The 14,264-nt window shown below is 46.4% G+C and carries 6 protein-coding genes; 1 reads left to right on the top strand and 5 read right to left on the bottom strand.

Annotated features, from left to right (window positions below):
* The first annotated feature begins 43 nt into the window (after nucleotides 1-43).
* A complete protein-coding gene (locus ACJJI0_RS11780) occupies nucleotides 44-364 on the top strand; it encodes a transposase (protein ID WP_444882711.1) in 321 nt (106 codons plus the stop codon).
* A 35-nt stretch (nucleotides 365-399) separates the two neighbouring features.
* Here the strand turns inward: ACJJI0_RS11780 and ACJJI0_RS11785 are convergent, their stop codons facing one another.
* The 5 genes from ACJJI0_RS11785 to ACJJI0_RS11805 form a co-directional block, all read right to left on the bottom strand.
* Nucleotides 400-777 carry an IS66 family transposase gene (locus ACJJI0_RS11785; protein WP_444885932.1) on the bottom strand — a complete coding sequence of 126 codons (378 nt, stop codon included), beginning with the start codon at nucleotides 775-777 and terminating at the stop codon, nucleotides 400-402.
* A gap of 102 nt (nucleotides 778-879) precedes the next feature.
* On the bottom strand, nucleotides 880-1,203 hold the full coding sequence (locus tag ACJJI0_RS11790; RefSeq protein ID WP_444882712.1) for a hypothetical protein: 324 nt from the start codon (nucleotides 1,201-1,203) through the stop codon (nucleotides 880-882).
* Between the two features lie 357 nt (nucleotides 1,204-1,560).
* A complete protein-coding gene (locus tag ACJJI0_RS11795; protein ID WP_444882713.1) occupies nucleotides 1,561-1,905 on the bottom strand; it encodes a hypothetical protein in 345 nt (114 codons plus the stop codon).
* Between the two features lie 21 nt (nucleotides 1,906-1,926).
* The gene (locus ACJJI0_RS11800) at nucleotides 1,927-11,664 is read right to left on the bottom strand and encodes an RHS repeat-associated core domain-containing protein (RefSeq protein WP_444882714.1); all 9,738 of its coding nucleotides are present in this window, start codon (nucleotides 11,662-11,664) and stop codon (nucleotides 1,927-1,929) included.
* A 574-nt stretch (nucleotides 11,665-12,238) separates the two neighbouring features.
* The gene (locus ACJJI0_RS11805) at nucleotides 12,239-13,510 is read right to left on the bottom strand and encodes a BamB-related PQQ repeat family beta-propellar protein (RefSeq protein WP_444882715.1); all 1,272 of its coding nucleotides are present in this window, start codon (nucleotides 13,508-13,510) and stop codon (nucleotides 12,239-12,241) included.
* Nucleotides 13,511-14,264: the final 754 nt, after the last annotated feature.

A 14,264-nucleotide genomic window follows, 5' to 3' on the forward strand; every position in this document is an offset into this window, starting at 1 on the left:
CTGAAGGTTATAATGCGCATGAAAAGGTGTTGCAACATCCCCCATGAACTATTTGATTAAATTTCTGACGCAAAGCATACTCGCAAGATCGATTCGGACTTTTATCGAGCTGCTGCTGGGTGCAATACTAACACCGGCGGGCTTTGTGACCGAAGCCTACTTGATGTTGGATATGCGCAATCACTGGAACAGTTACTACAAGTGGTTGCAGAAAGGAAAGTGGTCATGGCTTGCACTGGCCAATCAGTTTACGAGGTTACTGATTTCCTTGCACAGATACGACGTTATCCACCTTGCCATCGATGATACCTTAACCCTGAGAGCCTCAAAAAAAAGCACCAACATGGCAACAAACCGAACTTAGCGAAGTTTGTACGGGGGTCAGTGTTCCATAAGTACTCAGCTAACGCCACCCTTTGATTCATTCGGCGGGTTTGCTTCCGTTACGCTCTGAAGATTCCAAGGCAATAAAGATTCAATTTCCTCGACAGTTTGCGCGCGTGATAAGTCGGTGTAAGCTCGGGGCAGGTAATCATACGAGTTAAGTCTATTGGCTTTGGCTGTTTCGATTAAACCGTATAATGCAGCACTCGCCTTGGCACCTCGTGGTATGCCACTAAACAACCAGGGACTACAACCGTTCACAAACAGGCGGATGGCATTTTCGGTCACGTTGTTGTCGATATTTACCTGTCCGTCTTCAGTGTAAATCGTGAGCTTTCTCCGGTTCTTGTGCAGATATCCAAGTGCTTTCCGAGGACGATCTTCGGCAGTAATTTAGGTGGTCGGCGCCGCTAGGGCTTATGGCAGTAAGTATCCCCCGGCAAAGCCGGGGGATACTTACATGATCAGCTGATTCGCTTTAGAGTTGAACACTGGTTAAATGGTTACATAGACTGCGGTGATTTTTATCCAGGAGTTTTCACAACCATCAACAGCCAGCCTTACTTTTTTACCTGCTACGGCGGCGGATAGCAATGTAGATTTCAGGATAGGGTCATCGTCACCGCTTATGCCTGCATAGCCATTATATGTTGGACATTCATTTTTTGCTTCGTCACTAAATCCTTCTTTCAATTTAAGTGCAACGCTTCCGTTATTGGTTGAATAGTAAGTGCTAATGGTACCAATTGACCCTGCGGAATGTGCTGAGGCTGACGTCAACATTATAAGCAACGATATTAATAATGTAGGCTTTTTCATAGATTTCCTAATTGGGTTAGAGTCAAAATTTTATATTTGTATAACTACAACCATTATCCACCCTTTTTAGGGCGTAGCTATTGCGTACGATTGTAAGGAGATGCTAGCCGTACACTGTGTCCCATAAACTAAACTGCGTTATTTCAATCAAGGTTTAAAGGAGCGAAATTCTTAGCATCAATCAAAGCAGAAACATCGGCCAAGAGGTGCTTCTGTTTTAACGACTGAGTAAAAACAAAAGCTCCAGTCAATGATTGCTGACTGGGGCTTTTTTATTGAATAAATAATATTCGTTACGACCCCTTTAGTTTTACCTGGGCTTGTTGATTTCATAACGGGGCGTCCCCCTGCAATCATTTAAATATCACACTTTACTAAAACGCTAACCTCACCACCTTCAGAATAATATGAAATACTATCCCTAATAACAGTAAAGCTGCCTAAGCAAATATCTTTTTGGCGAACTTCCTCTTCAACCCCATCTAGATATAGATTTTCTTCTCGGGAGTTCTTGTAGCTGGAAAACCTGTGTCTAGAATAATGAAAATAGAATATTCCAATACCATACTTTTCTTTGACTATTTTTTCACCAACCGGATCAAGTCTTACAAAATAAGGCGATGTACTAGCAGCCACACATCCAGCCACTATAGCTGAAGAACATAGAACTAGGACTTTATCAATCAAACCTATACCAGCCATCTAAGTAAAGCCTCAATCCGCTCAGTCATCTTTATACTTATCCTTAGTAATACTGTGATTATACATGGCTGAAGGAACATACGGATCAGTAAATATAGCGTTTGTGGTTAGCGCCGAAGCTGTAACTGCTGCCGCAGGCAACATCCCTGCAAAGCTATAAACTTGATAAGCGGTATTATATGTCTCACTACCACTCAACCACAGCCCTGTTGACTCATCATAGCCTTTGAAACCTAAAAGTTTAGAGCCGTCAGAATTGAAGTAATCATGGACTTTAGAAACTTTATTTACAAATCTGCCTACCATACTATTTTCATCATAAAGATGTTGTCCACTACCCTCTGGAGCCATTCCGCCATTGGTAATAAAATTACCATCGCCAGGATCAGTACCTTCTATTTGTTTTGAGCCTCTTCCACCATCGGTTAGCAATTCCCCAGCATCGTTATATTTACATACCGACCCATTTAAACCACATGACTTTAATTTCAAGTCATTGGTAATCTTTGTAGCATGCTTTACAAAGCCTTCAACTAATGCAGAAAATGCACCGAATGCCGCACCATTTGCGAACTTTCCTCCTGTGATTTTAGACATGGTTCCACCCACTATTGATCTTGCTACAACTTGCACCCCTACATTTTCTACGCCTTGGAGCATCCCGCCTGTAAAAGCACCCATTCCAGCCGAAATAAACCCATGGCCAAACTTGCCACCCTGCAAAGCACCAGTTATTCCTCCAAGCACAGAAAAACCTAGCGTTTCTAGATTGAAGCCAAACCCAGTACCCTGCGCTATTGTCCCTCCCACATAGGATAGTGCAGCAGCCGATACACCTGCTATTAATGCATCCCCGAAGTTGGCTCCCGCATGTAATGCCTGGGCAAAAGAGAGAACACCTACCGTAATTGCGATATAGGCGACTTTTACTTTAGCAATTGCCATAACAATACCGACTACTGCAGGGATAAAATGACCGCTCGGATCCGTGTATTTCAATGGATTATTCAGCACGTAACTATATCTGTTATAGCTTTGAGTATTCGATGGGAATTGAATTATCGGATCCGCCTGCAAAAACCTCCCAAGCTTGGCATCATATATCCGCCCATTCATATGAATCAGGCCCACCTGATCCAACATTTCATGCCCGGTATAGCCGCGGGTGGTGATACGGGTATCGAATTCGCTCAGCTCTGCACTGAGGAGGGCTTCCCAGCTCTGCGCATTGCGGCGTTGCCCCCAGGCGTCAAAGCTGTAAATGGCTTGACCATCGTTGGCGATCCGCCCATGGTTATCGGTGACCACATCCAGTGAGCCCAAATGATCTGTGTGCAGGTACTGGGTGGTGCGGAATTGAGTCTCATTATCGCCATTACTAGTCGATAAGGTAATCAAGGCGCCGCCAGGCAGGTAGCGTTTGATCTCGGTAGTACCGGCTCTGGTAATCTTCTCGACATTGCCAATAGTACGGGTTTCGGTAACCGCACCATTTTTATCGGTATCGATGCGCAAAAAGCGCATACGATCCGGGCCGTATTTGAACTCGGTCTTATGGCCGTACTTTTTGATTTCAATAGGCTTATCGAAGGTGGAATACTTAAGACTTCTTCCACTGCTGTCTTCAAGCATGTTGCCATTATGGTCATACTGGTAGCTAACCGTATTACCATCTTCATCGATAGTCTCACAGACGGCATGGGGGCCGTAGCCTGTATCGCACTGGCTGCCGTAGCGATATTCCCCCACATCCGATTTGTAGGTGATATTGCCAAGGTCATCATAGCTGGTAATTTGGGCTTCGCGCCCAGTAACCTGGGTACTAGTCAGACGATTTAATTCGTCGTAGACAAAGTTTTCGCGCAGGTTTTTATCACCGCTGTGTTCTTCACGGTTTTTGAGATTTCCAAGATTATCCCATTCATATCTGAGATCCTGGATATCGCCGATACCCAACACACTGGCCATTTTCCCTAACAGGCGGCCAGTTGCGGGGTCGTAGTCTTTTACCGTGGTGACACCATTGCCACTGAGATGTTTGGTGACATTGCCGCGGGCATCCATCTCAAGCACGGTATAAAACCGTTCGGCGCTGGCAAGGTTACGCTGTTCCGCATCGACAATCTGATGAAGGTAACCATATTGGTTGTAGTGATGGCGAATAGCACTACTTTCCCAGTTGCCGCTACCACCGGCATCGAAAATCTGAAAAGGTCGCGAGAATTGGTCGTAAGTGGTTTTCTCGTAGTGATCATCACCGCTCTCTACAGAGAAGCTTGTCAGCGTTTCGCTAGAGCGGCCGTATGCATCATAGCCATACAATTGGCTGTAGCTATCACTATTACCGGTTTCAAACTCTTCCACTCGTACCAGAGCAGTGGGGGGAACACCGCTCCCATCAGTGACTACATCATTGTTATACAACCATACAGTGGTATTTACGTACGCATTATTATTGTCGAAATCAATTCGTGTGAATAAGCGGCCGAGCTGATCATAAAAATTTTCGACAACTTGACCATTAGCATCCGTTTGCCGTATTAGCTCACCATAGCCGTTGTAATCATATTGCCAAATACCTTTGTCTGGGTCAGACATACTAGTTTTTCGGCCGAACAGGTCGTAGGTCATTTTAGTTATCAGGTTACGGCTGCCGTCCCCTCTATTCGTCACCTGCAGTAACTGGCCTTCTGCGTCGTGGGTAAATTCAAGGATATTATTGGCATTGTCCTGAATGTACAGTTTCTCACCAAGGACGTTATTGGTTTCTACCTGGCGTTGCCCCTTGGGGTTGCTGGAGGTGATAGTAGTTCCTTGATACTCCACCGTGAGGTCCCAACGTGTACCTCCACTGTTACTGATGCCCGGAAGGTCGGTGCCAATCACACGACCGAGACGGTCGTAATTGTAAGTGGTCCAGTAGCTAGTACCGCCAGTAATGTAGGGCTCGGACTGGTGTTTTACCCTGCCCACATTGTCGTACTCTATATCGACATAATTCCAGCTGCCATCAAAGGCACGGCTGGCTTTGCGTATCTCTCTGGCTAGACGATCAAAGCAGATTAATGTTTCGCTGCCACCGCCACTATAGTTATGCTGCTGGATACTGGCTCCATCAGGGCAAAGCGCTCCCGCAGGGGCCAGAAGGCTACTACTCTGAGCACCTGTAGCGCTGTAGCTATGCACTTGGCGCCCAAAAACATCATAAATAATCTGGCTAACCACACCGACACTGTCGATCATCTCTGTTGGCTGTCCAGCAGCGTTTCGCTGGCGCACTTGATTGAGCGTCTGATCGAAGACATTCATTTCTTTATCGACAAAGCGCCCGCTATCGTCATAAAGCCAACGCTGACTGCGAGGGGGCTCATTAGCGGTGGATTGCTCAGCTAAAATTTTGTTGCCAAAGCTATCGTATTCATACCTAGCTATCAGTTCATGTAAGTCACCAGGCTCCAGGGTTTCTTTTTGAAGCAAGCCCGCCTCATAACCACTTTCGTAGTAAGTAAAGGAACTCCGACGTGTTGCCCGGTACGATTGACCTGCCTCCGTGCGACTATGGGTTACAGTCGCGCTGCTTAAACGTCCAAGCTCCGCATAACCATTGAAGGTGTGCTGTGGGTTTTGGAAGACAACACGACCACTCCCATAATCATTAATAGTCTCGGTGCTAAAGCGATCGCCACCCGGTGCAGTAGTAACTGCAAGAATACGGGTGGGGTTACCATGCTCATCCTGCTCGGTGCTGGTGGTGATCGTTTTCAGCAAATCGCCTTGAGTTTGCCCATCGCCAACAAAGTCATATGACTTTTCCACGCTGGTCGAGAGAAAGGGCTTTAGAGGCCCTAACTGAGCAGTGCCGCTAAGCGCTGCTGTTGGAAAGTCGGACTGCCACCCCTGCAACGCCCAGGTGCTGTCGGACTTACTTAATAACTTGTCCTCAGCTGTATGGGTTTCTGTACGTCGTGGATAACCCAGGAAGGGAAAGTCCTGGCGGTAATGAGTGGTAGTTTTAATTCCACTCTGCTCGTCTATTGTGCGCAGGCTGGCAAAGCCCAATAGTCCACGACCTCCTGCCTGCAAACGGGCACGGCCATAGAAATAGCTGATAGCGCTGGTAGCTTCCGGATCGGCGGCTCCTGCAGCCTCACTTTCCGTGGCCGGCGCACTACTTTCCACTCTGGTTACTATAACTTGGGAGCCAACCACCTCCAATAACGGGCCAGTTTTTCCGAGCGTATGGTGCCCTTGTAAGTCGCCATTGAGCTCTCGATAAAAGTCAGCGGTGGAACCCATCTTGTATTGAGTGCACCAGTTTTTAATATCCTCGGTGTCCCCATTGGAGCAGTGTGTATCGAGCACTGTGTCAATATCTAAACGCGCATAGTGATCCGAAGTAACACTGGAGCCAAAAAGGATATTGGTTTCAGCACCCAAGCCATTGGTGATTTTTTCAATCACATTAGGAATGATTTGATGATCCGCAGCGTGGTAAACGCGGAGATAATCGTCTGCGAATTCCATCCAGTCTGTAATGCCATCACCATTCATATCGAGAAACAGGTTATAGCTTTCTTTACGAGTAGTCTTAAACCCCTCTTCTGCAGCATAAGCTTGCTGGTCACTTTGCCAGCGACGCAGTCTTAGCTCATCCGACGCACTGCCACCCTCTAAGCGCCAAACAAGGTCTACATCCCCATCGCCTTCGTAATCAAACCAGCTGGGCTGGGCATCTTCTGGGAAGCTGCCTAAATCTATAGGGTCATTTAACCCTGCACCGGTATTTAACCAATAGCGATAGTTAACCTCTCCGGTTTTATCATGCTGCACCAAATCTACCAGCCCATCGCTATTGATATCGACAGCCTGTAATTTACGGTGAAGATGTTCATGGCGCTCAAGAGGAGTTGCGTCTCTGTCATCGCTATCACTTTTAAACCCATCTTCTTGTATATCATCCATCACCCGCTGGCCGAGGATCAACTGATTGTCGCGTACCTTGGCAATATAGGCTCGGGTCTTCTGGGCCTGTAAACCACCCATTCCCTCCCAGGTTTGTTTGGTGTGTATCAAAATCAAGTCGACCTGGCCATCGCCATCAAAATCGCCGATCACATCCGGACTCAAGTAAAGCGCAGTGGATTCATTGTTCCCTAGGACAAAGGGTTCCAATGCAGGCATCTGCCAAGGTTGCTCGGGGCCAAAATGATAGAAACTATCAGAGCCTGTAGACTCCCCGGAAGGCTCTAACAGGCGATAGCCAGATGAGGTTACGGCATCGACTAGGCCATCGCCATTAATGTCCATAAAACGTGCATCTTTCTCACTGAGAATCGCTTTGGGCACTGTAGACAGCTGCCATTTGCCGGCGCTTGCACTATAAACAGATTGATGCAGCATCCACTGGCCACTATATTTACCTTGGCGGTGAAAGATGGCTACATCTGAGCGACCGTCGGCATTGTAGTCCAACACTTCCCACCTATAGGGACTGCGTGAGCTGCCTCCGTACTTAAATACCTGTTGCTCGGGACCAAATCCCTGCTCTTCCGCCAACACATATTTCACATAGTGATCGTGGATTTTGCCATCGTCATCCCAGTCGACTTCTAACCAAGCAATATCCATCCGCCCATCGCCATTGATATCGGCTGGCCGCGGTGCAACAGCCGCTCTATCGCTCTGGTGACTCAGCCTAACTGTGTCCACTAAATAGGAAGAAGTGAAAATTGCTGGCAATCGCCATTCAAATACCGTGTCGGGATGGCACACGGTGCCAGCACACTCCCGCAGGCGTTCAACACGGCTCAATGTATCTCCGTCATAATCGGTTTGTAGGTAGTCCAGCTCATAGCGACGTAGCGGCGTACTTTGTGTGCCTTTTACCTGGATGGCATGTAAGCGCTGGCTGATAGTTAAAGGCGCTCCGGCAACATAACCACTAATCACATCTTCTCGTGCCTCATAATCAAAGAAAACTGAAGCAGCGGAGTTGTTGCCGGCACCATAGGCATAATGGACCTCGCGGATACGGTGGCCGCCGTCACGATCGTAAAAGAAATCAATGGGATTGCCTGCACTGTCTTCAGTACGACTCACCGCCCAACTCAGAATGCCGTATCCATCAAAGGCCTGCGTGGCATTATTACCCTGGATATCCCGGCCATAGTAACTAATAGAGCCGTCTTTGCGCTCAACGGTAAAGTAAGCCGGCTTACCCGCACCGCCACCATGGGCAGTAACCAGACCAAAGCTGTCTATTTCAGTGCGATATTGACTGTCTGGCTCACCATAATTGCCCCCATTAACTAGCAACAGGCGCTGGCCGTCGAGGCAAAAACGATCTTCGGAACCCCAGGTAATCGGGCTATTATTATCGTCTTGTCCTAGGGTCTGGCGACAACGTGTAATACTAGAAAGACCGCCGAGTTGCCAGCCGTGCCCTAGCAAGCCGTTGCCCCTTTGACTGGAGTAATTGAGTGAGAGTTGCGGAACGACACCAGCAGTGCCAGCAGGTAGGCTCAGCGGAATTGAGTAGGTCGCAGCCCCGGATTCACTGACTCTAAACTCTCCCGGCAGAGTACCGGTCTCAGCAGAAATCGCCACCGCCTCAGGCTCTGGCAATATAGGAGCGGAAGGTTCCGGGGGCGTTTCTACGATGCCGTTATAACAGCCATTGATACAGGGACTGGTCCGGCTCGTAAACGCCTCGATATTACTCACCCCATCTCTATCGGGGTCATCATCGGCACCATAGGAAGTGTTACCAAGGAACAAAATCTCCCACCAATCAGGAAGTCCGTCGCCATCACAGTCACGAGTGTATATATCACCTTCATCACAGGTAGTAACCGCCCAACTGTAGTCCTGTTCATACAAATACTTAAAGCTTTGGCGAAGCACAGCATTAGTAGTGAGAACATATTCTTCCGATTGCGCAAATAGTGCTGCAGCGTGAGCAAGGGATAGCTGCTCTGCCGTCATAATCAATGCCTCACGGGTGTAGCTGCGCCCGCCCCAAGTTAAATCCGGCTGGCCTTGCCCGGGAAATAAACGCTGGTAAAGAGTGTCGACAAAAGCCTCTGCTCTCACCTCGGGATCGGAGATACTAAAAACATCAGGGAAATTAGCTTGGCCGCTATCTGAGGCCAAAAAGGCTTCGGCAATCCCTTGCTCAGTGGTGCTGCCACCGATCAACTGAAAAGTCCAGAAAGTAAGAATTTTTCGATGGAAGGGCAATTCAGGTTGCAATAAGCTTCGGAAGAGACGAGCTACAGAGAGAAACTCCGGTTCCCTTGATGGGTCAGGCTGCCAGTTGCCGATATCCTCCCAGAGGGATGGATCACCAACACTTTCCCAAACCAGTTTGCCGGGACCTTCATTGTCCCTAGTAAGGGCATAAATCTGTTCACTCTCAACCGTAGAAAAATACAGGGTATTGGTGCCAGCTAAAACAGGCTCCTTGGCGATGCCACCATTAACAGGATAGGTCCATTTTATGCGCTCTTGTTCGCTGTCTGCAGTCGCGTTGACGGCATAAAGTATCCCCCCTTGTCCCTCTATATTTTCTTCCGCATCATCTTCAGTTGCACCAATAATGGTACCAAAATAGAGAATTCTCTGTTCATCTTGCACCGCCTGCGAAACCACTTTACCTCTGGTAGGCAGACGCCACTTTTCGATGGCATTGGGGGCTACTGCATAGAAGATTTCATCCAGAGCGCCTACATAGATCGTACCATCCACGCTATCGATACTGGGAGTAGCGCGGATAATACCTCCGGCGGTAAAAGGCCATCCCAGCTCTTGCACATTACTGCCATCATTTTCTTTTAATGCATGAAGTTGGTTGCCAGCACCCACATAAAGAGTGCCATTTGGACCGATGGCTGGTGAGGAGCTGGTTTCGCCAATAATCTCAGTTGCCCGATCGCCATAGGCAGTGATACCGCCAAGAGTACCATTTGGATTGGTAACAGTTGCCCGCACTCCAAGTTCAAACAACTGTTGATACAGTGGGCTATCGGGGGTAATAAAAACCTGTAGGCTGCCGGTTGAAATAAAATCGAGCGCGCTGTCAGCAGTACTAAAAGTCTGGTGTATGTCTTGATCAGCCACGCCAGTTAATGTCAGGGACAGGTTCGGATCCATCCCCAATCCAGACAGTGCGATACAGTCCCCATCGCAAGATAAGCTTGCCATGGTGAGCACAGGAGACAAAACAGAAACCGAAATATGATTACTCGGTTCGCTGCAGATTTGTTCATCATCTACAGCGCATACGAGTACTCGATAAGCATATTCACTCGCGTTTTTATTTTCTACAATAAAACTGGTCTCTGTTCCTTGCTCAATTAGTTTCCAGGGCTCCAGTGACTCCAGCCCACCAGGCTTTTCCTGCAACTTATAAAGTACCTCCCCGGTACTGACTGGGCTCCAACCTAAGGTATAACTGTCGGTAAACTCCGGTGTGGAATCGCCTGAATCAGGGTATGGGCGAGCGGACAATCCCAGAGGAGCCACTAGGGCTTCTACTGTAATAGCAATCTCCTCGCTCGGTTCACTACATCCGGCAGGATTACAGGCGAGGACTTGATATCGGTATTCCCCTGGACTTTGATTAGACTGATATAAGCCTTCTACTTCGGTTGTTGCTAGTGGCTGAAATGCTGAGCCGTCAATACTGTGTTCAACTTGGTATTCCTCTGTTCCCGCGCTAAGAGCCCAGGCCAGAGCGTAATTACCGGTATGATTGATTTCTGGTTGCGCCTCACCGTCAATTTTCAAACTAGTCGGTGCTGCCGGTACAGTAACCGCGGTTACACTGAGTGAATGAGTATTAGATACATGGCTCAACCCCTTATTATCGGTTACTTCAACGGCCAAAATGAAATTGCCCGAATACTGGGAAGTCCAAGGTAACTCGTAAACGCCGTCATTCTCCGTACCGCTTCCAATCGAGCTACCATTTAGCAGGAATTTTACTGAGGTAAGTGTGCCATCCGTGTCTTCCGCTTCTGCACGTAAAATGACAGAACTGTATTGTGCAATCTCATTCGGAGGGTTCAATAGTCGGCCACTAGGAGGACTATTAGGATCTATTGTTATCGTCGCCTTTTGCCCTGAAAGCGAACTCGACGCCCCTAAATTGTCAGTCGCTGTTGCCCAAATCTCTACCTGTGCAACCTCACTCGGTGTCCAGTTGACCGGCGTCCAATTAAGACGATAGCAGTTCTGACATTGCTGGGAATCTTTTGTCGCTGTGCCTAATGGCCGTGTCCCATTATCACTATCTTCAAAAAATTCAACTTTTTGAATTGATCCATCAGAATCGTTCGCCTCGACATAAAGAGTTTTTTCTACCTCTACTTCTGGATTAAAAGTATCCCCATGAGGGCCACCATTCAGCCAGTTGATAGTTGGGGATTGATTCGGATTGACCGTAGCGGATTTTTCTACCGATAGGGGACTACACTCTAGGCTGTTACAGGCTTGAAGCTGATAATAATAAGCTCCCACGGGTTTAGTGGGTGGTGTATAAGTGTTTACCAGAGATGGACTATTCCACTCTTTTAGAGGAGCGCTGGTCGTAGTTGAGGTTCTTTCGAAGAGGCGTATCTTGGTAGCATTCCCGGGATTACTCCAGCGCAAGGTGTAGTCTCCCCCTTCGACAACATTATTGGGCGTAATAGAAAATGAATCTGGGGCAGTTATAGGGTTACCTACTGTGATAGTTTTGCTTTCTACAAGATGCCCCACTGTCCTTGAACACTTGACACCAAGCCCCCCGCAATTCTCACCTTCAGACTGTACCCAGAGAACCCTGTATTCAAACCTCCAAGTACCAATTTCGTCTACATTTAGGGTATAATTTTCATCTTCAGGTTCATAGGAAATGGAACTTTCTAAAATTTTTTGAAACTGGTCATTGTGATAAACCTCCACCGATGACCATTTATAACCGCAAGTTGATCTTAATTCGCAACTATTTATATCTGTCGCTCGCCCTTTACCTCCCCATGCCGGACATCCCCCATTTGAACATCCATCATACCAAACCGTTTTAATATCTATTCGACCATCCGTGCTATGTGTCGGTGCCACCGTTAGGTAATCTGCCAATACATTTGACACACCTAACCCAAGATTTAACAACAACAAAACACTTAAAATTTTGATAAACCCTTGCAGACATTCTGAAAGTCTAGTCATAATTTTAATTCTTATATTTATTGCATTTATGAGTAAAAATGCAGCTATAGGTCGATATGCATTGCCAAACTTATAGTTAACAGAATAATTCTAACAATGTAGCCAAGATATACTTTTGCAATTAGCTCTCTGATTGCAGATCACGTTGCCAGAGTAATGTCGGCAATTCCAGCTCTAGCTCTGGTGGATCCTGAGCAGGAATATTTTTCGGCACTATCACCACTGGGCCATCTGGTATTGGGATCACTATTAGCGGGATAGCTTTTGGTTCTGGCTCAGTTCTGAGAGCAAAAATTCGATGGTTGGTACTATGAATATAGAGTACGGTTCCATCTTCACTTAGGGTGGGTGAGGCGTTCACTGTTGCGCCATCAGGCAATTGATAACGCCATAGCTCATTGCCGTCAACATTATTTAAAGCGAGGACAGTGCCGTTATAACTAACAGCATAAAGAATACCGCTGTCTGTATTAATAACAGGGCTCGCTATCACACCACTGGTAGTATTTACTTCCCACAGGATGGATTTATCGGGTTTCAATGCAAGAACACGCCCTCCATCAGGGCTATTAGCACCTACAAAAACAATATCTTCCAGAATCGCAGCTTGATTCATTACCACCCCTACATCCTCCAAGGTCCAGGATATATCCCCCTCGGCAGAAAACTGGTAATAGTTTCCATCAAAACTGCCCTGGTAAATACTGCCATCATCCATTGCGGTGAGTGAGGCACTTATGGACTCTGAACCTTGCTGAATTTTCTGTAAAGCTTGCAAGCCTTGTACTTTTTTATCCTTCAGTAAAGAGTTACTTTTTATATTTGACGATGATAATTCCCATCGATTAACAGGCTGCTCTGAAACTAAGGTAACTTCAATCTTTGCAGTTTTACTTCCAGAAGGACCATTCGCGAAAAGGGTGTAGGTGGTGGTTGTACTAGGAGCTACTCGTACAAGCCCCTCTGCCTGAAGACCCTCAAGTCGCGTGCCATCGCTATTATCGACCAAAGTTACTTTGGTCGCACCTGGTACAGACCAGCTAATTGCTACCGGCTCTCCAGGCTGGAATAATCTGCTGGGCAGTGCAGAGAAAGCTTGTATTTCAAGCTTTGCTCCACCTCGAATGGTGGATAGGGGAGAGTCCATAATCTTTTTCATTTCCGCCGCATAAGCCGCGAAAGAAAGCACACAAAGTATCAGAAAAGATAACAACAACTGCGCATGAAATAATTTTCTAAAGAAAAAGAAATGAGATAACAGCCTCGAGGGCTTAAGAAAAATAAAAATACGAAATAGGGACATAATGCGCATCTCATCCACGAGCAAAGTGCCGATTTTACACATGCAAGAGTCGGCAATTATTTTTTTAGCACGCCAAAGATATGCTGCCACTTAATCAAACATAGGCCCACCTGCTAGACCCTTAAGTAGACAGGAAAAAATCATTGCATAAAATTTTTGATTATTAGCAAGCGCGGATTCTAACCAAACAAAATAGAAAATCAATTTAAAGGTGTATTTGACTGCCAAAACTTCTACACAATCAAATAAAATTTAACCTCACGATAACAACATCAACACGCTTTTCCGGCAGGTGAATGTACGATCAGCAGCTTGAAACATCTAAAGCTACATAATGATACGTCCCCTCTAAGCACATTTCACTCTCACACTGAATATAAATAGATGAGGCTGTTTCACCACCTCAACATATCTCAGAGATTCCTCACTCTCTTTACCCTGATTTTAATGGTATTTTTCCCCTAATCGGTACTTTATTACCATTAAATTTCACACATAAACGCTATTTTCCAGTTTTTTATATGGCAAACCCAGATCACCAACGGTTCAAACCAACACCTTCTAACCTGCCTCTTGTTTAATCGGCTTCACCGGTACTTAGGACCTTCAGAGCGTATAATATAGCCTTATTTTTTTAAGATACCTTATCTACCAATTAGCATTAAATTACCCTTGATATTTTACCACCCCTATTCTCCATTAGACTGTGAACTATCGTTCCAATTTTTCCGAATCTAGAAACATGCTTACTATTATATATACCAATTACACCTATAATCTCATAAAAAAACGGTTTTTTATAAACGATACTTTTAGACCTTACCTTTACCCCCCAACAAATCAA

This window comes from Microbulbifer mixtoriginis (SeqCode) (genome assembly GCF_052466695.1).

Bases quoted from the DNA above. Each gene is read 5' to 3' on its own strand.
- ACJJI0_RS11780 (WP_444882711.1), top strand. From the start codon at position 44: ATGAACTATTTGATTAAATTTCTGACGCAAAGCATACTCGCAAGATCG.
- ACJJI0_RS11790 (WP_444882712.1), bottom strand. From the start codon at position 1,203: ATGAAAAAGCCTACATTATTAATATCGTTGCTTATAATGTTGACGTCA.
- ACJJI0_RS11795 (WP_444882713.1), bottom strand. From the start codon at position 1,905: ATGGCTGGTATAGGTTTGATTGATAAAGTCCTAGTTCTATGTTCTTCA.